The organism is Shewanella sp. DW31 (genome assembly GCF_015767295.1).
Taxonomy (GTDB): domain Bacteria; phylum Pseudomonadota; class Gammaproteobacteria; order Enterobacterales; family Shewanellaceae; genus Shewanella; species Shewanella oncorhynchi.
This window is the reverse complement of record NZ_JADWMP020000010.1, coordinates 20,977-45,333: the sequence shown is the minus strand read 5'-3', so window position 1 is coordinate 45,333 and position 24,357 is coordinate 20,977. Positions and strand designations below refer to the sequence as shown.

The 24,357-nt window shown below is 44.5% G+C and carries 23 protein-coding genes and 1 pseudogene; 15 read left to right on the top strand and 9 right to left on the bottom strand.

The genetic code is table 11. From position 1 onward, the window contains the following. Positions 1-39: 39 nt before the first annotated feature. On the top strand, positions 40-1,335 hold the full coding sequence (locus tag GWI56_RS10335; RefSeq protein ID WP_028761640.1) for an aromatic amino acid transport family protein: 1,296 nt from the start codon (positions 40-42) through the stop codon (positions 1,333-1,335). A gap of 109 nt (positions 1,336-1,444) precedes the next feature. Here GWI56_RS10335 and GWI56_RS10330 read toward each other — a convergent pair whose 3' ends face one another. After that, on the bottom strand, positions 1,445-1,888 hold the full coding sequence (locus tag GWI56_RS10330; RefSeq protein WP_028761639.1) for a GNAT family N-acetyltransferase: 444 nt from the start codon (positions 1,886-1,888) through the stop codon (positions 1,445-1,447). 213 nt (positions 1,889-2,101) lie between these two features. Between GWI56_RS10330 and GWI56_RS10325 the strand changes: the two genes are divergently transcribed. Together GWI56_RS10325 and GWI56_RS10320 are read left to right on the top strand one after the other, a co-directional pair. Further along, on the top strand, positions 2,102-2,398 hold the full coding sequence (locus GWI56_RS10325; RefSeq protein ID WP_113939800.1) for a hypothetical protein: 297 nt from the start codon (positions 2,102-2,104) through the stop codon (positions 2,396-2,398). Between the two features lie 209 nt (positions 2,399-2,607). Continuing rightward, entirely contained in the window at positions 2,608-3,942 is a 1,335-nt protein-coding gene (locus GWI56_RS10320; RefSeq protein WP_198572839.1) for a dicarboxylate/amino acid:cation symporter, read from the top strand. Positions 3,943-4,015: 73 nt separating this feature from the next. Here GWI56_RS10320 and GWI56_RS10315 read toward each other — a convergent pair whose 3' ends face one another. After that, positions 4,016-4,432 carry an META domain-containing protein gene (locus GWI56_RS10315; RefSeq protein WP_198572838.1) on the bottom strand — a complete coding sequence of 139 codons (417 nt, stop codon included), beginning with the start codon at positions 4,430-4,432 and terminating at the stop codon, positions 4,016-4,018. 71 nt (positions 4,433-4,503) lie between these two features. Here GWI56_RS10315 and GWI56_RS10310 point away from each other — a divergent pair, with 71 nt between their 5' ends. Beyond that, a complete protein-coding gene (locus tag GWI56_RS10310; RefSeq protein ID WP_028759411.1) occupies positions 4,504-4,734 on the top strand; it encodes a hypothetical protein in 231 nt (76 codons plus the stop codon). Positions 4,735-4,770: 36 nt separating this feature from the next. Here the strand turns inward: GWI56_RS10310 and GWI56_RS10305 are convergent, their stop codons facing one another. After that, positions 4,771-5,787 (bottom strand): GGDEF domain-containing protein, encoded by a 1,017-nt coding sequence (locus GWI56_RS10305; protein ID WP_198572837.1) that lies wholly within the window; start codon positions 5,785-5,787, stop codon positions 4,771-4,773. Between the two features lie 168 nt (positions 5,788-5,955). Here GWI56_RS10305 and GWI56_RS10300 point away from each other — a divergent pair, with 168 nt between their 5' ends. Both GWI56_RS10300 and GWI56_RS10295 read left to right on the top strand, forming a co-directional pair. Next, on the top strand, positions 5,956-6,498 hold the full coding sequence (locus tag GWI56_RS10300; protein ID WP_198572836.1) for a GNAT family N-acetyltransferase: 543 nt from the start codon (positions 5,956-5,958) through the stop codon (positions 6,496-6,498). An 80-nt stretch (positions 6,499-6,578) separates the two neighbouring features. Then, on the top strand, positions 6,579-6,929 hold the full coding sequence (locus tag GWI56_RS10295) for a hypothetical protein (protein ID WP_198572835.1): 351 nt from the start codon (positions 6,579-6,581) through the stop codon (positions 6,927-6,929). Positions 6,930-6,967: 38 nt separating this feature from the next. Here the strand turns inward: GWI56_RS10295 and GWI56_RS10290 are convergent, their stop codons facing one another. Further along, on the bottom strand, positions 6,968-7,372 hold the full coding sequence (locus tag GWI56_RS10290) for a GNAT family N-acetyltransferase (RefSeq protein WP_198572834.1): 405 nt from the start codon (positions 7,370-7,372) through the stop codon (positions 6,968-6,970). Between the two features lie 158 nt (positions 7,373-7,530). Here GWI56_RS10290 and GWI56_RS10285 point away from each other — a divergent pair, with 158 nt between their 5' ends. Then, positions 7,531-9,945: a TonB-dependent receptor gene (locus tag GWI56_RS10285; RefSeq protein WP_198572833.1), complete on the top strand. Its 2,415-nt coding sequence runs from the start codon at positions 7,531-7,533 to the stop codon at positions 9,943-9,945. A gap of 123 nt (positions 9,946-10,068) precedes the next feature. Here the strand turns inward: GWI56_RS10285 and GWI56_RS10280 are convergent. The 3 genes and pseudogenes from GWI56_RS10280 to metK all read right to left on the bottom strand — a co-directional run. After that, positions 10,069-10,394 (bottom strand): annotated as a pseudogene (locus tag GWI56_RS10280) (transposase); the annotation flags it as partial. A gap of 77 nt (positions 10,395-10,471) precedes the next feature. Beyond that, entirely contained in the window at positions 10,472-10,957 is a 486-nt protein-coding gene (locus GWI56_RS10275) for a hypothetical protein (RefSeq protein WP_198572832.1), read from the bottom strand. Positions 10,958-11,099: 142 nt separating this feature from the next. Further along, a complete protein-coding gene (gene metK, locus GWI56_RS10270) occupies positions 11,100-12,251 on the bottom strand; it encodes a methionine adenosyltransferase (protein WP_028761631.1) in 1,152 nt (383 codons plus the stop codon). Between the two features lie 445 nt (positions 12,252-12,696). Between metK and tkt the strand changes: the two genes are divergently transcribed. The 6 genes from tkt to nhaD all read left to right on the top strand — a co-directional run bounded on the left by tkt (position 12,697) and on the right by nhaD (position 21,068). Further along, complete coding sequence (gene tkt / locus GWI56_RS10265; RefSeq protein WP_028761630.1) at positions 12,697-14,691, top strand: transketolase; 1,995 nt, start codon at positions 12,697-12,699, stop codon at positions 14,689-14,691. 116 nt (positions 14,692-14,807) lie between these two features. Continuing rightward, positions 14,808-15,824 (top strand): erythrose-4-phosphate dehydrogenase, encoded by a 1,017-nt coding sequence (epd, locus tag GWI56_RS10260; RefSeq protein ID WP_105250098.1) that lies wholly within the window; start codon positions 14,808-14,810, stop codon positions 15,822-15,824. Positions 15,825-15,958: 134 nt separating this feature from the next. Beyond that, positions 15,959-17,134 (top strand): phosphoglycerate kinase, encoded by a 1,176-nt coding sequence (locus GWI56_RS10255; protein ID WP_198572831.1) that lies wholly within the window; start codon positions 15,959-15,961, stop codon positions 17,132-17,134. A 221-nt stretch (positions 17,135-17,355) separates the two neighbouring features. Continuing rightward, positions 17,356-18,423, top strand: coding sequence for a class II fructose-bisphosphate aldolase (gene fba / locus GWI56_RS10250; RefSeq protein ID WP_028761627.1), 1,068 nt, complete (start codon positions 17,356-17,358; stop codon positions 18,421-18,423). Between the two features lie 205 nt (positions 18,424-18,628). Next, complete coding sequence (locus GWI56_RS10245; protein WP_028761626.1) at positions 18,629-19,366, top strand: DUF481 domain-containing protein; 738 nt, start codon at positions 18,629-18,631, stop codon at positions 19,364-19,366. A gap of 232 nt (positions 19,367-19,598) precedes the next feature. Then, positions 19,599-21,068, top strand: coding sequence for a sodium:proton antiporter NhaD (gene nhaD / locus GWI56_RS10240; RefSeq protein WP_198572830.1), 1,470 nt, complete (start codon positions 19,599-19,601; stop codon positions 21,066-21,068). A gap of 193 nt (positions 21,069-21,261) precedes the next feature. Here nhaD and GWI56_RS10235 read toward each other — a convergent pair whose 3' ends face one another. Next, the gene (locus GWI56_RS10235) at positions 21,262-21,786 is read right to left on the bottom strand and encodes a hypothetical protein (RefSeq protein ID WP_131525106.1); all 525 of its coding nucleotides are present in this window, start codon (positions 21,784-21,786) and stop codon (positions 21,262-21,264) included. A gap of 10 nt (positions 21,787-21,796) precedes the next feature. After that, positions 21,797-22,618, bottom strand: a complete 822-nt coding sequence (locus GWI56_RS10230; protein WP_168824862.1) for a cytochrome C — start codon at positions 22,616-22,618, stop codon at positions 21,797-21,799. Between the two features lie 429 nt (positions 22,619-23,047). Here GWI56_RS10230 and GWI56_RS10225 point away from each other — a divergent pair, with 429 nt between their 5' ends. Both GWI56_RS10225 and GWI56_RS10220 read left to right on the top strand, forming a co-directional pair. Beyond that, positions 23,048-23,797, top strand: a complete 750-nt coding sequence (locus tag GWI56_RS10225) for a helix-turn-helix domain-containing protein (protein WP_105250092.1) — start codon at positions 23,048-23,050, stop codon at positions 23,795-23,797. Continuing rightward, the gene (locus GWI56_RS10220) at positions 23,790-24,344 is read left to right on the top strand and encodes a hypothetical protein (RefSeq protein ID WP_113939813.1); all 555 of its coding nucleotides are present in this window, start codon (positions 23,790-23,792) and stop codon (positions 24,342-24,344) included. The genes GWI56_RS10225 and GWI56_RS10220 overlap by 8 nt, the downstream gene beginning before the upstream one ends. Positions 24,345-24,357: the final 13 nt, after the last annotated feature.

Sequence of the window (24,357 nt, the reverse complement as noted above, 5' to 3'; positions counted from 1 at the left end):
GAATTTATTATGCTAGTCACACCGTAAGGTAACTTTTATATGCAAAAAGATGCGACCAGTGTTCTTGGAACACCTCAAAGCACACAGAATCTAGATTCAACGAAACACTTACCTTGGACTCGCCAAGACACGACTTGGATGTTGAGTTTGTTCGGCACTGCCGTTGGCGCTGGAATTTTATTTTTACCTATCAATGCGGGCATGGGCGGCTTTTGGCCTCTTGTGTTAATGGCAGTGATCATTGGTCCTATGACCTATCTTGCCCACCGTGGTTTATCTCGTTTTGTTTGTTCATCAAGCATTCCTGGTAGCGACATTACTCAAGTAGTTGAAGAGCATTTTGGTGTTGGCGCGGGTAAAGCCATTACCGTACTGTATTTCTTTGCTATCTATCCGATTGTATTAATTTACGGTGTAGGTATTACCAACACTGTTGATAGCTTTATCGTCAATCAGTTAGGCATGGCATCGCCACCACGCTTCATTCTATCGGGTGTATTGATCCTCGGTATGATGGCTGTAATGGTCGCAGGTGAGAAATTCATGCTCAAAGTGACACAATTGCTGGTGTATCCGCTGGTGGGTATTTTGGCCTTTATGTCTATCTACCTGATCCCTGAATGGAAAATGGATGCTTTACTCGTTGTACCAGAGGCGGGTGCATTTTTAGGCACAGTTTGGTTAACGATTCCAGTTTTAGTGTTTGCCTTTAACCATTCTCCAGCGATTTCACAGTTTTCTGTGTCATTGAAACGTGACCATGGCGCGAATGCTTCTCGCAAAGCTGATGTTATTTTACGTAATACTTCCATGATGTTAGTGGGCTTTGTGATGTTGTTTGTGTTCTCTTGTGTGCTGTCATTATCGCCAGCACAATTGGCCGAAGCGAAAGCTCAGAATCTGCCGATTTTGTCTTATCTCGCTAACGTGCATTCAAGTGGTTTTGTGAGCTACTTTGGTCCATTAATCGCCTTTATCGCGATTGTGTCTTCTTTCTTTGGCCATTACATGGGCGCGACAGAAGGCATGAAGGGGATTATTGTTAAGCAGTTAGACACGAATAAAAAAGGCATTTCAGAGCAAAAAATCAACAAATTTATTCTGGTGTTTATGTTTGTGACGATTTGGGCCGTGGCAATCAAAAACCCAAGTATTTTGAATATGATTGAAGCTTTAGGTGGCCCAATTATCGCGGCTATCCTGTACTTGATGCCTATGTACGCTGTATACAAAGTGCCAGCATTAAAAGCACACCGTGGTCGCATCAGCAATATCTTCGTGGTTATAGCGGGTTTATTGGCAATGACGGCTATTCTGTTTGGCTTCTTTCGTTAAGTTTTAATCTTAGTAGGAACGCGGTTTGAATGTGAATCGTGAGTCGTAAAAAGAAAAGGATCGTGCCATTGGCCCGATCCTTTTTTATTACGTATAAGATTTGAATCGCTTATTTTTCTTCGTACATTAAGTAGTAACTCTGCTTCATCCCTAACGCTTGATAGGTCTGCTGTGCGGCGAGGTTTTCTTGCTCGACATATAAACGGAAGCTGGCGGCACCACCATTGGCTTCGGCCAGTTGTTTGACTTCGCTGTAGAGTTTGGCATAGATGCCTTGGCGACGATTTTGCGGGCGAATATACACACTCTGGATCCAGTAATAATCCTTCGCACGCCAATCGCTCCATTCAAATGTCACCATGAGCGAGCCGACTAGCTCACCTGCGATTTCAGCGACCAGGTAAAACCCTTTTTGCGGGCTCTCAAGTAGCGTGCCCACACCTCGAGTCAGTGTCGCTTCATCTAAGGCTAGGCCTTCGGTTTCTTGGGCCATGGCCTGATTAAACTGCACTAAGGCGATCAGGTCTTGAGCCTTAGCTTTACGAATCAACATACTACAACTCCTAGGCGGTTATTTGGCAATACCGCTCTTGTTTAGTAAACAACATTTTGTGATTCACTTTAGCATGGAACGACGAGGGATAACGAGTTTGGCAGTGGCAGGTTAGGCACTGATATTATTTATTGCTGTGGATATTTGTACGACTAAAGTCTTATCTGCTAGGCTTATCTCTAGTGTCCTTTCGCTGAACTAAGTGAGTTAATGATGGGATTTATTAAGTCTACTCGCCGCTATAAACTTAAGATTTTACCCGTCTATGATATTGCTGCTGATGAACAGATAAATCATCGTCTGCATTTTATTTTAACGCTGTTGAGCTTCGGTTTATGGGGTTTAGTTTGGTGGTGGTTGGTCTTAAAAGCTAACGGTAAGTCCGACTTTATTTTCAGTGGTTTTGATGACGATTATTGGAGTTATTTGATTGAGCGTGAGCAACCGCCTGCGTCGCTTTATCGTCAGCAAATAGCACCAAAAAAAGTCACAGAATATTTTGATGCTTAAGCAGGAAAACTAACATCTCAGCGGCCAATTTAACAAAGTTGGTTTGGTTAATATTACTGATTTTAAGGCGGTTTAGCTCAACGTGACCCAGATCATCCCTCGATTAAAACCCCTCTGCTAGACTCGGCGATTGCCCCATTTAGACTGAGAAACTAGCGCGCTAGTTTTGGTCTTTGCCCCATCATAGTTTCGAATTCAAGGTTATCAATATGACAAAACAAAAGTCGTCAGCATTAGGCCGTGTTTGGTCTCGCTGGATGTCAGTGCCGCTGTGGCTGCAAATTGTTATCGGTATGGTGCTAGGTATTTTAGTGGGCATCATCTTCGGCGAGCAAGCGACTCACTTAAAACCGATAGGCACCTTGTTTGTTAATTCCATTAAGATGTTGATTGTGCCATTGGTGTTTTGCTCACTGATTGTAGGCGTCACTTCGATGCAAGATACGAACAAGATGGGGCGTATTGGTTTTAAATCTTTTGCGTTTTATCTCTTTACCACGGCTATCGCGATCACTATCGGTTTAATTGTCGGTTATGTTCTTCAACCCGGTGCTGGTTTAGGTTTGTCATTGGCAGATGGCGCGGCTCAAACTGCCAAAGAAATACCTTCTTTAGTCGATACTTTGATCGACATAGTACCGACGAACCCTATTGCGGCTTTAGCAAGCGGGCAAATTTTGCAAGTTATAGTATTTGCGATTGTTTTAGGTATCGCCTTAGTGCTGATTGGCGAGCATGGAAAACCTGCAATTAAAGTGTTCGAAAGTTTAGCTGAGGCCATGTATAAAATGGCCGACATGGTGATGAAGCTCGCACCCTACGGTGTATTTGGTCTAATGGCTTGGGTAGCGGGGGAGTATGGGATTGATATGCTCTGGCCACTGATCAAAGTCATTATTGCTGTGTACCTTGGCTGTATTATTCATGTGATTGGATTCTATAGTTTGTTACTGCGCGGATTTGCGAAGTTAAGCCCGCTGCAGTTTTTTAAAGGGATTAGCAATGCCATGTTAGTGGCGTTTACCACGTCGAGCTCTGCAGGCACGCTCCCTGTGAGTATGAAGTGTGCGAGTGAAAATTTGGGAGTTCATAAGAAGATCTCTAGCTTCGTGTTACCGCTAGGCACCACAATCAATATGGATGGCACAGCGTTATACCAAGGGGTCACAGTACTGTTTGTGGCACAGGCGTTTGGTATCGACCTGACTGTCGTCGATTATCTCACCATTATTTTAACGGCGACGTTGGCCTCTATTGGTACTGCGGGTGTGCCCGGTGCGGGTTTAGTGATGTTGACTTTAGTACTCACAACCGTAGGGCTTCCCTTAGAAGGGGTGGCATTGATTGCGGGGATTGACCGTATTTTAGATATGGTGCGTACTGTGGTAAACGTCTCCGGTGACTTAGTGGCGACGACTGTCATTGCAAAGTCTGAAGATGAGTTGGATATGGCGCATTATAATGCCGACATAGATCAAAGCGCCGTAATAGCCGAACAGAATATCGCCCTCGAAATTGCAGCGGCTAAGAGTGTCAAAGCATAGGGAGCTTTTATTGCTGGTTCGTTAACTAAAAAAACCGCCATTGGCGGTTTTTTTATGCTGACAAGTTTTATGGTTACTTCATTTGGCTTAACACTAACACTGGCTTGTCGTCGCTGTTAAGTAAGGTAAGTCGGCCTTGCACTAATTTTGCTTTGGTAACTAATGGCATAGATTGCATCACTTTGTGCTCTTGCTGCATTAGGGCATCCACGCAGGCTTTCATTGTGCTACCGGCAGGAGATAGCTTAAGCTCTTCGCCTTGCTGAGTATATTGACCGAAAAAGTTATTGCAGCTGTTGTTGCCATGTAATTTACCTTCGGCCTCAAAGGTGATTTGCGCTGGGCTGTAATCGATAGTCGGTTGGCCTTGGACCATTTCAATGTGCCAGCGGCCTTCTAATGGAATGGTATCATTTGGGGCTATATCGGCACTTTGGCAGGCGGTGATGCCTAAGAGTAATGCACCTAAGATGAATGTTTGTTTTAACATCGTTGCGGTTCCTTTTTCCATGATTATGGCCATAGTGTGACAAGTTTTTCGTAAGATCTAAAGGGGTTTATATGACAGGCTCATTTAAAAGTACTCTGAATTTGTTGAAGTTTTTACATTGGTTAGGTGTATTGATGCTAGTTTGTGGACTTGGGTTTTATATGTTGACGCAATGGAGTCTAGAGATAAGCGGCATGTTATTGATCTCAAGTCTGATTGGTTTAGGGTTGGTCTTAATGTCGCCCTATCCTGTGGTGCTGTTTATCCAATGGGCGAAGCGCCAAGATGAGCATTCCAAGTAATTTTGTACTGCCTAATTAAGCCTAAATTTCATTAAATCAAAGCTCTGCCGAATCTGCGGCGGGATTATCGTACAAGCTTGAGTCTATGGCGGGCTTAATTGGCGAGTCTTCAATCTCAGGCATGGCTGGGCGCATAGAATCGAGTTTACCCCGCGCGAGTTCCATCATGGGCGCGAGTTTGGCGCTGGATTCCGGGGTGAAAAAACTGTAGCTCGCATCGAGTCTAAGTAGATGATTTTGCTGTTCAAGCAGTTTTTCAACCCGCTTCATAATATGTTGAATATCCCGTTCACCATCGACAAAGGCCAGTACCACAAATTGAGTGCAGTTGTAATGGGCGGCAACGTCAGCGGTTCTTATCGTATCTTGAATTAACTTACCCAACAGCCTGTGATGATTATCCTCAAGCGGGACTGGCGCTTTATCCGGACTTAATAATTCAAAGAAGATGATGCCTGCATGGGCACCAAAGCGGCGACCTAAATTGAGCTGTCTTGGCGCCATCATCAAAAAACCATAATGATTGAGCATGCCGGTTTCTTGATCGCGCATCGAAAGGGATTCAATGCGATGGTTCTGGCACAGCAGAGATAATTCCTGTTGCAGCAATATCTGAAACGGTTCGAGCATAGCGGCATTGACTAGTGGCTCTGTTATATGCGGGTTGAGTACACACAGGGCACCAAATTGGCTACCATCCGGCCAAGCGATAGGACGTGAGAGAATATGCTGAATACCATCAAAATCCCTTGGTAAATCATCCAACATAAAGCTGCCGAGGTTTTGATATAAACCATCAGGTTGGCTGTTTTGTATCTGTTTGAAGAGTTCGAGTTCTGGTGGATATAAAGTGCCTGCGGTAAATTGCGGTGTTTCAGTGATTGCACTGACAATGATCTCAAATCCTGCGCTGGTCTTTTGGAATATAAAAACCGTGTTAGCGTTGTAATAGCTGTTGATTAGCTCACATTGGTGCATCCAGCGAGTAAGATTCACTTGTTGATTGTCGCTATCAAGTAAACTCAAGTTGGGATTAATGGTTTCGGGCAACATACAAACGCCTAACTAGGGCTAAATATTCATTAAGTTTGGGAAATAAAAGGGGATTTAGCAAATCAAGGCACTAAATAATACCTTGTTCTTGCTGTGCCTATTAACCCAACCGAGTATACTGGCGGGCTGAAATTGGGCCCAAAGCCGAAATAATGCTGTGAGAATACTGTGAAAATTAGACTAGCCTTACCTCAAGATGTTGATTTATTAGCGATGCTAGAGAAAAAACATCTTAATGATGAATTAGCTTCCGCCAGTATGGGGTTACAAGGGCAAGCTTTTTCCCACAGTGAATTGAGCGAATTAGTGCAGCACCATTGGGTCGTGGTGGCGCAGGTTGAGCAGCAGATCGTCGGTTACGTAATTGCAGGCCGTTGGGGATTTTTCGAACATTGGCCCATTTACCGCACTTTGTTGAATCGTTTGGGGCAACTCGATTGGGATGGACCTAAATTAACTAAGGCCAATTCTTGCCAATACGGGCCGATTTGGGTGCAGCAAGCCTACCGTGGGCAAGGGATTTTCGAGGCATTAGTCCGTGAAATTCGTCGCCAAGTTGCTCCGCATTTTAGCTATATGTTGACCTTTATTGCTGAAGATAATGAACGTTCCTTTGCCGCTCACTCGGGTAAAGCGCACATGCAGGTTGTGGATTTTTTCACCGTTTCTGCAAGGGATTATTATTTAATGGCGGCAAAGACCCAAGCTTAGTTGTTCGATGATAGAAATTAAGGATTCAATCTCTACTGTGTAAATAACCCGAGTTCAGGTTAAATAACGGAGATAAATACATGAATGTACAATTTGTTGAGTCATTATTAGCGACTTATGCCAAGGTCAATTTATCGGCTTGGGACAGCTTGAGGTTAGTCTTATCTGAATGCGCTCACTATGAGTATGAGGCGAGGGGATTTGAAGTCGAGTTTTTATCTGACTTAGGTGCATTGCAACATTATTGGGTACAAGTGGGAGATATTTGGCTCGATTGTGGCCGAATCAATGCCTATTCGGCGACGATAACGCAACTGAGCGATGCGCAAGTCAGCCGCGCGAATACAAAAAAGGCGTTGGAGTGCGCCATTTTATCCCAAGAGCAGATCGGTCTACTCTGCATGCAAAATGCCCATTTCGATCATTGCTGAGTGTGTTAATTCAGTCCGTTTCTCAATCGCTTTTTTGATCAATACTTCTTCATCAGAAAGATGCGCTGAGGGTCAGTGGTGACAGTGCCTATGATCTCAAACCCTTGTTTTTCATAAAACACAGGTGCTTGAATCGATAAGGTATCCACTTGAGCTACCAAGCAACCCCGCTGTTTCGCCTCAGCTTCGGCAAGTGCCATCAGTTTATGCCCAAGCCCAGTGCCTCTGGTTTGGTCATCAACCCAGACAACATTGATTAAGAAGTTTTTATAGATAGTCCGGCCACTCACACCACCAATCAACTTGCCAGCTTCATCACGTGCAATGACAGTCAAAGGTACTGATTTCTCGGGTCCTAAGAGCCCAGCATTATATTGCCGAACGCCGTCTACCAGCGCATCCACAATCGCGGTATTTTCTTCACTAATAACTTCAAAGTTCATGTCAAAAACTCTTTCTTGAATGTGATTACTTTATAAACGTAAATGTTATTTCTGTTGCATTCAACTTTTGATTGATCTCACTAATGTTAATCATTATCATTCGCGAAATCATTTATGGGTTACATTTGTAAACTAAGTTTACTAAACAGGAGAGGTTTATGTTATTTCGTCAAACTTGCTTGGCAGTTGCCATTACCGCTGTATTTGCGGGTAATTTTGTCCAAGCCGAAGAGGCTCCCGACAGAAAAATGGAAGTTATGGTTGTTACTGCCTCTGGATATGAACAGAAATTGGTTGATGCACCTGCCAGTATTTCTGTTATCACCCAAGAAGATTTGATGATAAAACCTTATACCACTCTCCTAGATGCAGTGCGTGACTTGGAAGGGGTTGATATTGGTGAAACCCGTGATAAAACAGGGCAAGGTACCATCAGTCTACGCGGTATGGGATCTGACTATACCTTAATCCTTGTCGATGGTAAGCGTCAGAATAACCATGGTGATATTTATCCAAACAGTTTTGGTGGCAATCAATTTGGTCATGTACCACCACTTGATGCTATTGATCGAATTGAAGTTATTCGTGGGCCAGCATCAACGTTATACGGTGCAGATGCTCTAGGTGGTGTGGTGAACATCATCACTAAAAAAGTGGGCGACGAATGGTCTGGCTCTATCACTCACAGCCGAACTCATCAAACCAATGATGCCTATGGCGAAGATATCACTACCGATTTCAGCGTGATGGGTCCCCTCATTAAAGGCGTTCTTGGGTTATCTATTCATGGCAGTATTTATGATCGAATGGGGTCTACACCAGAGTATGCACCAGTAGATTATCCCAATGGAGAAGTACGCACTCGTTCACTCGGTTTTGGTGGTGGCGGTAAAACCGTCGATAACGAAAATCATATGTTAGGTGGGAGTTTAAGTTGGACACTAAATGAACATCACAAAATTTGGTTTGATTTAGATTCCTCATCTCAAGATTATGATAATACGCCACTGATCAATGATAACGGTGAACGAGAGTATCCGCTTGGTACTGTTGATAATATCGATAGTCTCTGGATTGCCAGTAACTTCTGCAAAGGCGGCGTAGGTTCCCGTGAGGCTGCTTGTCTAGCCAGTGGTGGTGAATGGGCAAGACGCTCAAATCCACGAGCGGGTTACAGCGAGACTCAAAAATTTACCCGTGATGCTTGGGCGTTAACCCATGAAGGTGCTTGGGATTTTGGTACAAGCTTTGTGTCACTATCCTATGTCGACACACAAAATAATGGCCGCACACTGCCATTTACCACTGCTGAGCGAGTATTACTACTGCAGATGATTGATGGTAAAGGGGATTACACCGGCATGACTGAAGCCGAACGTAAAGCGATTGCTGAATCCACTTTCTTGCCTAGACCTAAACGCGAAATGGCAAGTAATCAATATACGCTTGATATGAAACTCGATATTCCATTTGAAGCTGCTGGAAATCATGTCGCAGTGACGGGCGCACAGGTGATTCGTGGTGAGTTGAAAGACGGTGTATTTGGTATGGAAGAAGGTACGCCGGGCGCAGTACAAGAACATAATATGTGGTCTGTTTTTGCTGAAGATACATGGAGCATGACTTCTGATTTATCTGTTACTGCGGGTTTACGTCATGATGATCATGAAATATTTGGCAACCAACTCAGCCCACGTCTATACGGTGTTTACACCATTAATAATGAGTGGACAGTAAAAGGTGGGGTGAGCACAGGTTTTAAAACACCTAAAACCACACAATTGTATGATGGTGTCGTTGGCTTTGGTGGCCAAGGAACCTCACCGCAATTTGGTAACCCAGATCTCGAAGCTGAAACCAGTGTGTCCAGCGAAGTCGCCCTGTATTGGTCTCATCCCGATGGCCATAATTTTAACGCCACTATCTTTAAAAATGACTTTGACGATAAGATTGCTTCACAACCCTGTGGTAAAGGTACGAGCATAGAATGTTCCGATGCGGGTGAATATGCTGATTTAGGTTATGCAGTCAGTAGCAAAACAGTCAACATAGATAAAGTTACTATTCAAGGTGCTGAGCTCGCGGGACGTTGGGAAATTCTAGATGCCTTAACGTTAAATGCTAATTATACCTACACAGATAGCGAGCAGAAAAGCGGTGCAGAGCAAGGCCGTCCACTCGGCAACAGTGCCAAGCATATGGCAAACGCGACATTAAAATGGGAGTTGACCGACTCATTTAACGTATTCTTGACCTCAGAATACCGTGCTAAACGTTATCGCTCTTGGGATATCATTAATGATGCTGCACTCTACTATAAGGGTTATAACGTGTTCCATCTTGGTGGTTCTTATCAGGCGAGTGAGTTTGTCACCTTCAACATGCGAGTAAATAACTTGTTTGATAAAGATTTTACTTCATACGATATTGTCTTCACCGAATGTAGTGACACTAGCACAACTTGTGTCTCTGACGATAATGGCCAAAACGGATACACAGCATCTTACGTTGATGATTTCAATAACAAAGATAAGGCCCGTAACTTCTGGGTTGGTATGAATGTACGTTTCTAAACGAATACTCTGTGCATTAGTTATTATTTGATATTCATGGGCGATAGATAAAAATGAGAGTTACCCGTTTGATAAAAGTATCCACTACCAATTAAACAATAGGGTAACTCTCATTACTCATTACTCATTACTCAGTGCACCTGCACTGTGCTGGTGAGTCCGCACTATCGAGCCATCAATAAAGACCCATTCCGTGTCGGCCATTTTCGCTAAAGCTTTGAATAAATAGGCCTGAATGTCTTTTTAGACCATAAATAAAACCGTCTAAAGACCGTACTCCAATGGCTCAACTCTTTGGGTAAATCTTGCCAAGGGATACCTGTTAGAAGGTGGTAAAGAATGCCTTCGAATGTTTGTCTATGTTCAGGTTTATCATAAACACGGCCTGTGCTTTTCATTAAATTAAATAGTGTTTCCCAGCGTGCATTGGGTAGCATCAGTATTGGCATGCTGCCTAAAAATCATCCTCGAAAGCTCAATAGACCCTAGATGAAGTCAGAAAAATTAAAGGTGCTAGCGTATAAGGCTACAGAATGAGCCATTGTCCGTTTGGATAAGTACCAATATAACCAAAGGGTATTCTTCCACAGAGATACCAAGATAGGCGTTCATTCGTAAAGGCTGAAAGTTTAACGTCAGCTAGGAGCAGTGTTGCGAGCGTATTAGCGTCATCGGATGTCAGCGCGCATATTTCTGCAACGGGAATAATTTTCCAAGTGGAGAGGTAAGCTGACTTAGAAATTTCATCGACTTCGCTGTCAGAAATCCAAGCATGTACATCATTTACTACTGCCTTTGTTTTTAACGAATTTGCCAAGTCATGATCAGTTACACACAGGCTTTCATATTGGATTTCGTAAGGTGTTTCAAAAAAGGCTTCAGGATCGGATTCAAGAAAAGCGGCGATCTCCTCTAATGTACCGTATGTCTTTGCTGTTTCCTCTGGCAGACCTACGTTGGCTGCCCATGCACAAGATTGAAGTTGCTGTAATAAGATGGCGTTATCGGTCATGGGGTCTGTGCACTCTAATGGTCTGTGTATATGCTGCTTTTATTTTGCCATATTTGTAATCTAACTAAATGTCAGACATAAAAAAACCGCTGGGTAGCGGTTTTTCATGGGTCTTAAGTGTAAAAATTGAAATGAATTAAGACTATAGACCCGCGTCAGCGCGCAATATTTCGGCTTTATCAGTCGCTTCCCATGGGAATTCGCTGCGACCAAAGTGGCCATAAGCGGCGGTCGCTTGATAAATTGGACGTGCTAAATCTAGCATGGCCGTTAAACCGTATGGGCGCAGTTCAAAGTGTTGACGTACTAACTTGATCAGCACTTCTTCAGACACCTTACCTGTACCGAAGGTCTCGATGCTGATAGAGGTAGGCTCTGCCACACCAATAGCGTAAGACACTTGGATTTCACAGCGATCAGCAAGACCTGCTGCAACTATGTTTTTTGCTACATAACGGGCAGCATATGCCGCGCTACGATCCACTTTTGATGGATCTTTACCAGAGAATGCGCCACCACCATGACGGGCCATGCCGCCGTAAGTGTCAACGATGATCTTACGACCCGTTAAGCCACAATCACCTACTGGACCACCGATAACAAAACGGCCAGTTGGGTTGATAAAGAACTTAGTATCTTTGTTTAACCATTGAGCTGGTAATACTGGCTTGATGATGGTTTCCATCACACCTTCAATTAAGTCGGCTTGTGAAACGTCATCTCTGTGTTGAGTCGATAACACAACTGCATCGATACCGACAATTTTGCCATCATCATAGGCAAAAGTGACTTGGCTTTTCGCATCTGGGCGTAACCAAGGTAGCGTGCCATTTTTACGGACTTCAGACTGACGTTTCACTAATGCGTGGGCATAGGTGATAGGTGCAGGCATCAGAATGTCGGTTTCGTTGTTGGCATAGCCAAACATTAACCCTTGATCGCCAGCACCTTGCTCTGCAGGGTCTGCGCGGTCTACACCTTGATTAATGTCGGGTGATTGCTTACCAATGGCGTTTAATACTGCGCACGAGTCTGCATCAAACCCCATATCTGAATGGGTATAACCAATTTCACGCACCGTTTTACGGGTGATTTCTTCAATATCAACCCAGGCAGAGGTAGTGACTTCACCACCTACTAATACCATGCCGGTTTTGACATAAGTTTCACACGCTACGCGTGCTTTTGGATCTTGAGCCAGAATTGCATCTAGCACAGCATCAGAAATCTGATCTGCAATCTTATCGGGATGACCTTCTGAGACCGACTCAGAAGTAAACAAGTGCTTTGCCATAGTAGGAAAATCTCGTCGTTAGCATTCAAACGTGTAGAAGCATCTACATCTAGACGGCTATTTTAGTTTAAATCCGATTGCCGATCACCCCCGATAATAAAAAATCCTCTCAGATTGTGACCTGAAAACGACTACGCTCAGTCATAAATAGGTTATTTTTCTTATATTTCATAGTATTAAGTTTGCTATGTTTTTGAGAAATTTATTTCTCCATTACAAGTGATCCTTGCTATGTCCTCTCAAGTAAACGCCAGCAAAGTGACAGGGTTGTTTCTGCGACTTATATACTCAAGCTACCTGAATCCTGCATCTTCAGGTTGTTTGGGTACATATTCGGCCATCTTTTGCTGAGTGAATGGCAATTTTAGTTTGCGTCACACTGGCATGTAGGGGAAAATATGCATCCAAATTGCCCGCTAGACCCCACAAACAAGCAGGAGAGAGCATGTCTTCCCGTAAAGTACTCGCAAACGCAATCCGTGCGTTAAGTATGGATGCAGTTCAAAAAGCAAATTCAGGCCATCCCGGCGCCCCAATGGGTATGGCAGATATTGCTGAAGTGCTGTGGAATGATTTCCTTAAGCACAACCCGAACAATCCGAAATGGGTAGATAGAGATCGTTTTATCCTCTCTAACGGTCACGGTTCAATGCTGATCTACTCTTTACTTCACCTGACTGGTTATGAATTACCAATTGAAGAGCTAAAACAGTTCCGTCAATTGCATTCTAAAACACCGGGTCACCCAGAATACGGTTACACCCCAGGTGTTGAAACCACAACGGGTCCACTCGGTGCGGGCATCAGCAACGCTGTCGGTATGGCGATTGCTGAGAAAACCTTAGCGGCACAGTTTAACCGTGATGGTCACGATATCGTTGATCACTATACTTACTGCTTCCTCGGCGATGGCTGTTTGATGGAAGGTATTTCCCACGAAGCCTGTTCATTAGCCGGTACTTTAGGTTTAGGTAAACTGGTCGCATTTTGGGATGACAACGGTATTTCTATCGATGGCCATGTTGAAGGCTGGTTCACCGATGATACGCCAAAGCGTTTTGAAGCTTACGGCTGGCATGTGATTGCCGGTGTTGATGGTCACGATAGCGCGGCAATCCGTGCTGCTATCGAAGCGGCGAAAGCGGTGACTGATAAACCAACCATGATTTGCTGCAAAACCATTATCGGTTTTGGTTCACCTAACAAATCAGGCAGCCACGATTGCCACGGCGCACCACTAGGCGATGCGGAAATCGCAGCAGCCCGTGAATTCCTTGGCTGGCCACATGCACCATTTGAAATCCCTGCTGACGTTTATGCGGGTTGGGATGCCAAAGAAGCCGGTGCTGCCCGTGAAGCAGCGTGGAACGAGAAGTTTGCAGCTTATCGCGCAGCTCACCCAGAACTGGCTGCTGAATATGAGCGTCGCGTTCTGAAAGGTGAATTACCGGCTGATTTCGAAGAAAAAGCGCAGGCATTCGTGCAAGCATCACAGGACAAAGCCGAAGGTATTGCGAGCCGTAAAGCCTCACAAAATGCCATCGGTGCATTTGGCGCTATGTTGCCTGAACTGTTAGGCGGCTCTGCTGACTTAGCGGGTTCTAACTTGACACTGTGGTCAGGTTCTAAAGGTATTCAAGACGATCCAGCTGGTAACTACATTTACTACGGCGTGCGTGAATTCGGCATGAGCGGCATTATGAACGGTGCTTCGCTGCATGGTGGTTTCATCAACTACGGCGCAACTTTCATGATGTTCATGGAATATGCTCGTAACGCAGTCCGTATGTCGGCGCTGATGGGTATTCAAAACATCTTCGTTTATACCCATGACTCTATCGGTCAAGGTGAAGATGGCCCAACGCATCAACCAGTTGAGCAATTAGCTAACCTGCGTATGACGCCAAATATGGCCGTATGGCGTCCATGTGATGCGGCAGAAACGGCAGTTTCTTGGAAAGCTGCGATTGAGCGCCGTAATGCACCTACGTCACTGATCTTCAGCCGTCAAAACCTGAAAGCTCAAGCGCGTACCGCTGAGCAATTAGCTAATGTGGCTAAAGGTGCTTATGTACTGCAAGACTGTGCGGGTACACCAGAACTGATCCTGATCGCAACTGGTAGCGAAGTACAATTGGCAATGGATGCAGCCGCTGCACTGACTGAGCAAGGTAAACACGTTCGCGTAGTTTCTATGCCATCGACGACTGAGTTCGATAAGCAAGATGCTGCTTATAAAGAATCTGTATTACCACGTGCTGTGACTAAACGTGTGGCTATTGAAGCGGCGCATACCGATTTCTGGTACAAGTACGTCGGGTTTGAAGGCACAGTTGTTGGCATGACCACTTTTGGTGAGTCAGCGCCGGGTAACGTGCTATTGAATCACTTCGGTTTCACCGTTGAAAATGTGCTGAATGCTGCAAAATCATTGGGCTAATCGCTCAAGGGATTAGATTCAATACAAAAGGTTAAACTTTTTAAGTGTTAATCTGTATAATGCGGCCTGCAATCGTTTGCAGGCCGTTTTTGTATTAAGAGGAAATTGAGACCTCAATGATCCGAGTCGCTATCAATGGTTATGGCCGTATCGGCCGCTCTATTCTCCGAGCTTTATATGAGTCTGGAAAACGGCAGCAAATGCAGATTGTCGCGATTAATGAATTAGCTAAACCTGAAGCCATTATTCATCTGACCCAGTACGACACAACCCACGGTCGGTTTGCGCATAAAGTGAAGCTCGTCGATGATCACATGCTGATTGGCGACGATGCGATAAAAATTCTCCACGAGCCCGATCCGGCAAAACTCCCTTGGCACGAGATGGACATAGATATTGTCTATGAAGCCACAGGCGTATTAGTCGATCGTCAAAGCTGCGAAGCCCATATTCACGCCGGCGCTAAACAAGTGCTGATAAGTCATCCATCCTCAGCCGATGTCGATGGCACGATTGTCTATGGTGTAAACCACGATTTACTCCGCGCCGAACACACAGTCGTTTCCAACGCTTCTTGCACCACTAACTGTATCGTGCCTGTGATCGATGTGCTCGATCGCCACTTTGGCGTTAAAAGCGGTGCCATTACCACTATCCATTCGGCGATGAACGATCAGCAAGTGATTGATGCTTACCATGATGATTTGCGTCGAACCCGCGCTGCTGGTCAATCGATTATTCCTGTCGACACTAAGCTTGCCCGCGGTATTGAGCGGATCTTGCCGCACATGAAAAATAAGTTTGAAGCGATTTCGGTGCGCGTGCCCACAATCAACGTGACCGCCATCGATTTGTCCGTGACCTTAGAAAAAACCGTCGATATTGCCACAGTCAATCAGGTGCTGGAATCAGCCGCCAATGGGCGATTTAACGGCATCTTAGGCTATACTGATGAGCCCTTAGTCTCATGTGATTTCAACCATGATCCGCGCTCCAGTATTGTTGACGGTACCCAGACCCGCGTGAGCGCCGGTCAGTTGGTTAAGTTACTCCTGTGGTGCGATAACGAGTGGGGTTTTGCCAATCGTATGTTAGATACGAGTTTGGCGATGATCGCGGCCAAGCGAGGCTGATAAAAGTAGATTATTCACTTGTGGGTCACTGAATTTATGCCAATTCGACGGGATGTCGAGCGCCGAGCGGCAGTCAATTCATACCGGCTATGTGTGAAACAGTTTGTTTTTTGATTATAAAAGGAAGCGTTACCATGGCAATTATCAATATGTCAGATCTGGATCTACAAGGTAAGCGCGTGCTTATCCGCGAAGATCTCAATGTCCCTGTCAGCAATGGCGTCGTCACCAGTGATGCACGTCTGCGCGCCTCTCTACCAACTATCGAGTTGGCCCTTGAAAAAGGTGCGGCTGTGATGGTGATGTCGCATTTAGGTCGTCCGAGCGAAGGCGAATACAATGCTGAATATTCTATGCAACCTGTGGTCGATTATTTGGCAAAGGCCCTGTCTTGTCCTGTGCGTCTAGCGACCGACTATTTAGATGGCGTTGACGTTGCCGTGGGTGAAGTGGTTGTGTTCGAAAACGTGCGTTTCAACGTGGGTGAAGGTAAGAACAACGAAGCCTTATCGAAAAAAATGGCGGCGCTGTGTGATGTCTATGTGATGGACGCCTTCGGTACTGCACATCGTGCCCAAGCATCGACTCATGGCGTGGGCATGTTTGCCCCAATCGCTTGTGCCGGTCCATTACTGGCACAAGAATTAGATGCCTTAGGCAAGGCATTAGATAATCCTGCGCGTCCTATGGTGGCGATTGTCGGTGGCTCTAAAGTGTCGACTAAGCTGACCGTGCTAGAAAGTCTTTCAGGCATAGTCGATCAGTTAGTGGTTGGCGGCGGTATTGCCAATACTTTCATTGCGGCGGCGGGCTACAATGTCGGTAAATCGCTGTATGAAGCGGATTTGATCGACGAAGCTAAGCGTTTAGTGGCTAATGCTAAGAGCCGTGGCGCCGATATTCCTGTGCCGACCGATGTGGTCGTTGCGGGCGAGTTTAGCCCAACAGCAGCGGCAACTTTAAAATCGGTTAGCGAAGTCGCTGATGGCGAAATGATTTTCGATATTGGTCCAGATAGCGCTGAAGCACTGGCTAAAATCATCGAATCTGCTGGCACTATCGTGTGGAACGGCCCTGTGGGCGTGTTCGAATTCGACCAATTCGGTGAAGGTACTAAGCGTATCGCCCAAGCGATTGCTGATTCAAAAGCCTTCTCTATCGCAGGCGGTGGTGACACTTTGGCTGCGGTTGATAAGTACGGTATTGCCGATAAAGTGTCTTACATTTCGACTGGCGGCGGTGCTTTCCTCGAGTTCCTCGAAGGTAAAGAATTACCGGCTGTGGCTATGTTAGAAAAGCGCGGCGCTTAATATTAAGTTTTAAAAAACGCGGCGCATAAGACGCCGCGATAAGCTCTGATAACATCAAAGCTTTGATAAAAGTAAAAAATTATAAAAAAACCGCCCGTATTCATCTAAGGTACTTAATTTAAGTTGTTTATTTAAGGTACAGAGTTGAATGCGGGTATAAAAATCCATCCAAACGATAGCGACCTCGGTGATAGATATCACCCTATTATTGGAGTTAAAAAATGGCGTTAATTTCCCTACGACAACTACTTGATCACGCAGCAGAACATGGATACGGTGTGCCTGCGTTTAACGTTAACAACTTAGAGCAGATGCGTGCCATCATGCAGGCCGCTGAAGCAACAGACAGCCCTGTGATAGTGCAAGCTTCTGCTGGCGCGCGTAAATACGCTCGCCCACAGTTCTTAAAATATTTGATGGCAGCGGCTCTTGAGCAGTACCCAGATATTCCAGTGTGTATTCACCAAGACCACGGTACCGATCCTGATATTTGTCAGCGTTCTATCCAATTAGGCATGTCATCCGTCATGATGGACGGCTCTTTGATGGCTGACGGCAAAACGCCTGCATCGTACGAGTACAACGTTGATGTTACCCGTCGTACAGTGGCATTTGCCCATGCGTGTGGTGTGTCAGTTGAAGGTGAAATCGGCTGTTTAGGCAGCTTAGAAACTGGCCAAGCTGGCGAAGAAGATGGTGTTGGTGCATCAGGTATTTTAAGTCACGATCAAATGCTGACTAGCCCTGAAGAAGCGGCGCGTTTCGTTGCCGATACTCATGTTGATGCACTCGCGATTGCTATCGGTACTAGCCATGGTGCATATAAGTTCAGTCGTAAACCGACGGGCGATGTACTGCGTATCGACCGCATCAAAGAAATTCATGCGCGTATTCCTAACACTCACTTAGTGATGCACGGTTCATCTTCTGTGCCACAAGAGTGGCTAAAGATCATCAACCAATATGGTGGTCAGATCCCAGAAACCTACGGTGTGCCATTAGAAGAAATCGTAGAAGGTATCAAACACGGTGTACGTAAAGTCAACATTGATACCGACTTACGTTTAGCATCAACGGGTGCTGTTCGTAAATTCTTAGCTGAACACCCAAGTGAATTTGATCCACGTAAATTCCTGAAAGCATCAATGGAAGCCATGGCCGATATCTGTACGGTTCGCTATGAAGCTTTCGGCTGTGCAGGTCAAGCATCTAAGATTAAGCCATTGTCTTTACAAGCAATGTATAAAGCGTATCAGTCTGGCGCGTTAGATCCTAAGATCAATATGTAAGCGTTATCGCTGAGATAAAAACCCGCTAAAGCGGGTTTTTTTATACTTAAAATAGCTGCAATTTTCATTTTTTAATCGTAAATGTTAATATCGCGCAGATTTTCAGGGGAAAATACTAACCCTTATTAATATGTGCTTATTCAGCATCGCTGGGACGAACAGATATTTATAGGGATTGGATTTAACGGAACAGGAACGGATAAACATGAAGAAAGTACTGACCGCAGCACTATTAATGACTGCACCTTTTATGGCGACAGCTGGGGCCGATTTTGTAAAAGGCGATGAGACATTCGCAGGTGAAGCTGAGCTTGGTGCAACCTTAACCACAGGTAACACTGAAACCTCATCATTCAAAGGACGTTTAAATCTTAAGCATGAGCTTGGCGATTGGGAGAATCAGTACTTACTCGAAGGTTTATATAAAGAGGATACAGGTTCTGTTACCGCTAAACGCTATTTAGCGGGCGCACAAGGTAACTACAAGATGACAGATCGTAGCTACTTGTTTGCTAATGGTAATTATGAAGTTGATCCGTTCACAGGTTATGATTACACGCTATCTGGCGCAGCGGGTTATGGTTATAGATTCTATGATACTAGTAAGACCTTTTTAGATGTCGAAGTCGGTCCAGGTTATATCTATCAGCGTCTTGATACAGAACAAGCACTTATCGAAGGCCATGACACCAATGACAGCGTCGTTGCTCACGGTGTGATCAACTTTGAAACCGAAATCACTGATACCTCTAAATTCCAACAACGTTTCGTTGCCGATTACGGTGATAAGCTCGATGCCCGTTCTGAAACTTCGTTAACGGCGAATATTATCGGCGCATTAGCAATGAAGTTTGCCATTATTGTGCGCTACAACAGCGAGCCGTTGGATAATAAGAAAAGTACAGATACAGAAACCAATATGACCTTGTTATATTCTTTCTAATGCTGTGACACTGATTTAGAAACTAAAAAGCACCTTTGAGGTGCTTTTTTATTGGCTCTTTTTAGACTAAGTTAAATGTTTCTTTATTAGTTATCGCTGTAGTTATACAAAAATTAATGTTTTAAACGCCTTTGGTTATAGGGTAATGCATAGAAAGTTGCGTTTTATCAACATTTACTATGCCGAAGCTATGGTAATTTTCGACTAATTTCCTACGTAGAGATGAACTTTAATGAAATTACAGCGGTTGTTTAAAGGCAGTGGAATGGCGTTCTGGAGTCTATTCTGCGTTGCAATATTGAGCGGATTCTCACCTGCAGCATGGGCTATGACAGAAGGGATAGAACGGCTTAATTTAACCGCCTCGAGTGTGGGTTATGTTGCCGTCTTTGTGTTTGTACTTGCATACATAATGGTGATGGCTGAGGAATCGTTACATTTACGCAAGTCGAAACCTGTGCTGGTCGCGGCAGGGATTATCTGGGGCATGATAGGTTTTGTGTATGTACAAAATGGTATGTCTGAAGTGTCGGAAGCGGCATTCAAACATAACTTGCTTGAATATGCAGAGCTTTTACTCTTCTTACTCGTGGCAATGACTTATATCAATGCTATGGAAGAGCGAAATTTGTTTGATGCCATTCGTGGTTGGCTTGTTGGCCGTGGGTTTAGTCTAAGAACCGTATTTTGGTTGACGGGGTTTATGGCGTTCTTTATCTCACCCGTGGCAGATAATTTAACGACTGCACTATTGATGTGTGCCGTGGTGATGAAAGTGGGGGCAGGGCAACGCAAGTTTATCACCCTAGCCTGTATCAACATTGTTGTTGCGGCTAATGCGGGTGGCGCGTTTAGCCCGTTTGGTGATATCACGACCTTAATGGTGTGGCAAAAAGGATTAGTGCACTTTAGCGATTTCTTCCATCTGTTTATTCCTGCTTTAGTGAACTTTGCATTACCCGCTGCCATTATGAGTGTGTTTATCCCACATTTTGTGCCAGAGCCAGAAAAAGAGCATGTTTATACTAAGCCGGGTGCTAAGCGAATTGTTGGGTTGTTTTTACTCACAATCGCTACGGCAGTGTGTGCTCATTCCTTCTTAGGTATGCCGCCTGTATTGGGTATGATGACGGGATTAGGTTTCTTACAATTCTTTGGTTTTTATCTGCGTAAAACCTTCAATCGTTCCGTTGCCCGCGAACGTGCAAAGGCTGAATTGCGTCAGGACGAGCAGCGTCTTCAGCAACTTGGTAGTGTGGTGCCCTTCGATGTGTTTAGCAGGATCTCCCGCGCTGAATGGGATACCCTGTTGTTCTTTTATGGTGTAGTGCTATGTGTGGGTGGCCTTGGCTTTATGGGGTACTTGAGCTTAGTATCTGAGGCTTTGTATTCCAATTGGGATACGACCTATGCCAACGTGGCTATCGGTCTGTTGTCTTCGGTTGTTGATAATATTCCGGTGATGTTTGCTGTGTTGACGATGAACCCTGAGATGGCCTTAGGCCAATGGTTACTGGTAACGTTAACCGCAGGAGTTGGGGGCAGTTTATTGTCAATTGGCAGTGCTGCAGGGGTCGCGTTAATGGGACAAGCTAGGGGGATTTACACCTTTGGTGCCCATTTGCGTTGGACACCTGTCATTGCGCTGGGTTATATCGCGAGCATTTTAGTACATATGTGGCTCAATGCTGCGATGTTCTAAATAAAAGTACTGCTCATTCACCTTTTGGGCTGTATTGACGTTTATGAGTCGTTTTGTAGCGGATAATATCGCGAATTATTTAGCGAACAACATCGATCTAACAAAATTCAATCGCATAACGTCTAGATATCAATGAATAAAATAGAGGCATCCGATGGATGCCTCTATTTGTTTGGATATGTCATTGGAAGGATTATTGCGGTAGCACTTGAATTAAATCCAGCTCGTTATTGGCTTTTGCGCCGTAGATCTGAATCGCGACTTTAATTTGTGCCACTGAACCACTTGGATCCTGCTGAGCCCAATCTAAGCCTGCTATCTCAAATTGGTATTGACCGCTTGTGACTTCGGTTAATTTACCGCTGCATTCTCCAAGACTTTGGCAACGATAATTTTGGGTAACATGCCAGTGTTTCCATGCCTTCGGATTCGAGGATTCCTTGGCTTTGTCGGGGAACCCAAAATAGTAAATATCATAGGTTTTAGCCGCAGTGATCGCCTCTTGTTGCGCATCCGTCAGTGAAAATTGAATTGTCCCTGTACTCGAGTCAAATTGCTCAAGCTTGAGATTTATCTGCGTTGCTTCATCAATGTTTATTGCATTTTCGACGGGAGGTGGCGGTGTCGGCGGATCTTCAGGCTCAGTGTTATTGCTGTCACTGCCACATCCTACGAGCATTAATGTCGCGAGGGTCAATGTGAGTAATGGGTATTTCATCACAGTCTCCTTAATTGAAATGCCCTGTATGGCAAGTGGTGCATTCCATGTCTGTTTTTACACTTGCCGCTGAGCCTAATGTGCTAGTACTACCGTGACAAGTTTGGCAATCTTGTGCATCTGGTGTTGGCTTACTACCAACAAGGGCGCCGATATTCTCCCCTTGATAGGCACGATTCAATACATCGACTAAGTAATAAGCCATAGACGCGGATAAGCGGTAACAGCGTTCACCTTTTTTCGCGAATGGTAAGCCAGAAGCCTTTGACCAGTTACTGATAGATGAGTGACATAACACGCTCTTGGCTTTTGATGAACTGCCCACAAGAGCCGTTTTTTCTGCTGTCGAGCCAATACCAGTAACAAATTCAGGTGAAGATAAAGGGAGCGTTGTATTTTCGTAGTAGCGGAAGGTATTAGCTATCACGGCGTTATTGTGACCATTAATGTCATCTAAAATATTCACTAACATGCCTATCGCATTAAGATTACCGCAGAGCGTGCCTTGACCCGTTACCCCTGCAAAACCATAGGCGGCTAATGCCGTTGGAATTGTTTTGAACTTGTCTGCATCGGCACTATTAGATTGGGCTAGCATAGTCACAACGGCATGAAAAACTTGGTGCATACAACCACCACCCGTTTCATAGGCCAGTTTTGCTGTTGCCATTGCATCAAGTGGAACGTATTTAAGTTTCTCACCTATCGCTAATTGATATTGACCATCGGCATTCGTTGCCGCGAGAACCGATGTTCCCATGAGGGTTGCACCTGCCGCAGCGGTGCTAATACCAATAATACGGGTTAATGCTTGACGTCTATTTATGCTCATTATGTATTTCCTCTATGTAGGATTACTTCTATTTATCAAATGCTAAAGATAAATTGATGGCGTAAATTCTAAGCATGCTTGAGATAAATATTGTGATTTACGCCGGAGGATATTTGCCTTTTACATGAGCGGTAAATAGCGTCACTACAATAGGATTAACCGACTTAAATTATGCATTTTAATTAACTAAACAGATTGCAAAGTGCTCATCGTCCCGATGTTTGTTATATTTATGTAAATTTATGCCGAATTTACCATGTGCTAAATGGCATTTATTCCTGTGAGTTAACGCATGTTTTTGCCTAATAGCGCTGAACTTGGGGGTTGTCTCACGAAAATTAACTATTTGCTGACTTGGGTTAGCAAGATCACATTAATCATTAGTTAGTTTGCATAGACTTAACTTTGTGTTTTTATGGAGTTGAGTGGATGTTGATGCAATTGGGAGACTGCAGGTTTGATCGGGAACGAGGCATACTGATTGAGTTGTCTCGCGATGAATCTTGGCATCTTCCTCGAGCCGAGTTACAAGTACTTAATTTGCTTGTTGAGCATCAAGGTAAGTTAGTTTCTAAGCACATGCTGAAGACAGGGGATGGAAAACATCCGCCGCTAACTGATACCTCTGTGGCCCGTGCTGTTTTTATGCTTCGCAGCTTTCTTGGACCTCAATATGAGGGCTTGATTGAAACCGTGAAAGGCCAAGGTTATTTACTCCAACCATCTAATGGGACTGAGTTTAGAGGTGTTAATTACCTCAGATTGCACACAGTGCCTTTGTGGAGTGCCTTAGTGTTATTCGGGTTTATGTTAGCGTTTTCGGTGTTTTATTTGAATCATACGGATCACAGCAAGCCAACCCAAGCACTTATGACCTCAATATTACCTTTGGCTTCAGGCCAGCAAGTACGATTACACTTATTTGCTGATTCCAATACTAATAACACCTTACTCTTCGAATTAGGTGAGCGCTTAAGTGCAGGATTAATCGCCTGCGGTCAAAGTGATTGGGCTGATGTTTATGCTTCTTTGTCCCATGATAAACAAGTGCTTAATATTACTTTTCGAGGCGAAAAACTCGGTCAGTCAGTGATCCGTAATATTAAAATCAGTGATTTCACTCGACCGAAAACCTTTATCGATGCTGCTTGGCTGCAGGAGGTTAACATCTGTGGCTAAATGGCTAAAGTGGACGATTAATATTGTTATCTTGTCGGCATTGATTATGGCCTGCGGTGTGATATACAAACAGTCGGCTACCAATCAGACGATGATTTTAAATTGCAGCTCTGAATTATTCGACCGCCATTCTAGTGCCAATCCCAGCGGCAGCTCGAGTGTTAGCAGTGACGGTAAATTTTACCTACTCGTGGATGTTTTGATTGCCGCTGACAATACGCAGATCAATTATCGTTACTTTAATATTGACGGTACGAGTGCGGGCAATATTTTAATGCAAGGCAAAGTCGACAGTATTGAGGCCAATAGCATGACCTATAAAGTTACCGTTAAAACGAAAACGGAATCTGAAATTGAAAAGCAAAAAAATTGGCCAGAACATATGAAATATCTATCCTATATCAGCAGCTTACATTTTAATGACTCGGAAATGCACAATCTCAGTATCGAGGTGTTAGATATGGATGACACCAAAGATTATGCCGTGGTCCTTTTTCAGCCTAGCAATACCATTTGTGGATGCAGAATCGTAAATAGTCGAATTTAATCAGTGAATTTGA

What these genes read in the sequence shown, in the direction of transcription:
- GWI56_RS10335 (WP_028761640.1), top strand. Translation starts at nt 40, where the DNA reads ATGCAAAAAGATGCGACCAGTGTTCTTGGAACACCTCAAAGCACACAG.
- GWI56_RS10330 (WP_028761639.1), bottom strand. Translation starts at nt 1,888, where the DNA reads ATGTTGATTCGTAAAGCTAAGGCTCAAGACCTGATCGCCTTAGTGCAG.
- GWI56_RS10325 (WP_113939800.1), top strand. Translation starts at nt 2,102, where the DNA reads ATGGGATTTATTAAGTCTACTCGCCGCTATAAACTTAAGATTTTACCC.
- GWI56_RS10320 (WP_198572839.1), top strand. Translation starts at nt 2,608, where the DNA reads ATGACAAAACAAAAGTCGTCAGCATTAGGCCGTGTTTGGTCTCGCTGG.
- GWI56_RS10315 (WP_198572838.1), bottom strand. Translation starts at nt 4,432, where the DNA reads ATGTTAAAACAAACATTCATCTTAGGTGCATTACTCTTAGGCATCACC.
- GWI56_RS10310 (WP_028759411.1), top strand. Translation starts at nt 4,504, where the DNA reads ATGACAGGCTCATTTAAAAGTACTCTGAATTTGTTGAAGTTTTTACAT.
- GWI56_RS10305 (WP_198572837.1), bottom strand. Translation starts at nt 5,787, where the DNA reads ATGTTGCCCGAAACCATTAATCCCAACTTGAGTTTACTTGATAGCGAC.
- GWI56_RS10295 (WP_198572835.1), top strand. Translation starts at nt 6,579, where the DNA reads ATGAATGTACAATTTGTTGAGTCATTATTAGCGACTTATGCCAAGGTC.
- GWI56_RS10290 (WP_198572834.1), bottom strand. Translation starts at nt 7,372, where the DNA reads ATGAACTTTGAAGTTATTAGTGAAGAAAATACCGCGATTGTGGATGCG.
- GWI56_RS10285 (WP_198572833.1), top strand. Translation starts at nt 7,531, where the DNA reads ATGTTATTTCGTCAAACTTGCTTGGCAGTTGCCATTACCGCTGTATTT.
- GWI56_RS10275 (WP_198572832.1), bottom strand. Translation starts at nt 10,957, where the DNA reads ATGACCGATAACGCCATCTTATTACAGCAACTTCAATCTTGTGCATGG.
- metK (WP_028761631.1), bottom strand. Translation starts at nt 12,251, where the DNA reads ATGGCAAAGCACTTGTTTACTTCTGAGTCGGTCTCAGAAGGTCATCCC.
- tkt (WP_028761630.1), top strand. Translation starts at nt 12,697, where the DNA reads ATGTCTTCCCGTAAAGTACTCGCAAACGCAATCCGTGCGTTAAGTATG.
- epd (WP_105250098.1), top strand. Translation starts at nt 14,808, where the DNA reads ATGATCCGAGTCGCTATCAATGGTTATGGCCGTATCGGCCGCTCTATT.
- GWI56_RS10255 (WP_198572831.1), top strand. Translation starts at nt 15,959, where the DNA reads ATGGCAATTATCAATATGTCAGATCTGGATCTACAAGGTAAGCGCGTG.
- fba (WP_028761627.1), top strand. Translation starts at nt 17,356, where the DNA reads ATGGCGTTAATTTCCCTACGACAACTACTTGATCACGCAGCAGAACAT.
- GWI56_RS10245 (WP_028761626.1), top strand. Translation starts at nt 18,629, where the DNA reads ATGAAGAAAGTACTGACCGCAGCACTATTAATGACTGCACCTTTTATG.
- nhaD (WP_198572830.1), top strand. Translation starts at nt 19,599, where the DNA reads ATGAAATTACAGCGGTTGTTTAAAGGCAGTGGAATGGCGTTCTGGAGT.
- GWI56_RS10235 (WP_131525106.1), bottom strand. Translation starts at nt 21,786, where the DNA reads ATGAAATACCCATTACTCACATTGACCCTCGCGACATTAATGCTCGTA.
- GWI56_RS10230 (WP_168824862.1), bottom strand. Translation starts at nt 22,618, where the DNA reads ATGAGCATAAATAGACGTCAAGCATTAACCCGTATTATTGGTATTAGC.
- GWI56_RS10225 (WP_105250092.1), top strand. Translation starts at nt 23,048, where the DNA reads ATGTTGATGCAATTGGGAGACTGCAGGTTTGATCGGGAACGAGGCATA.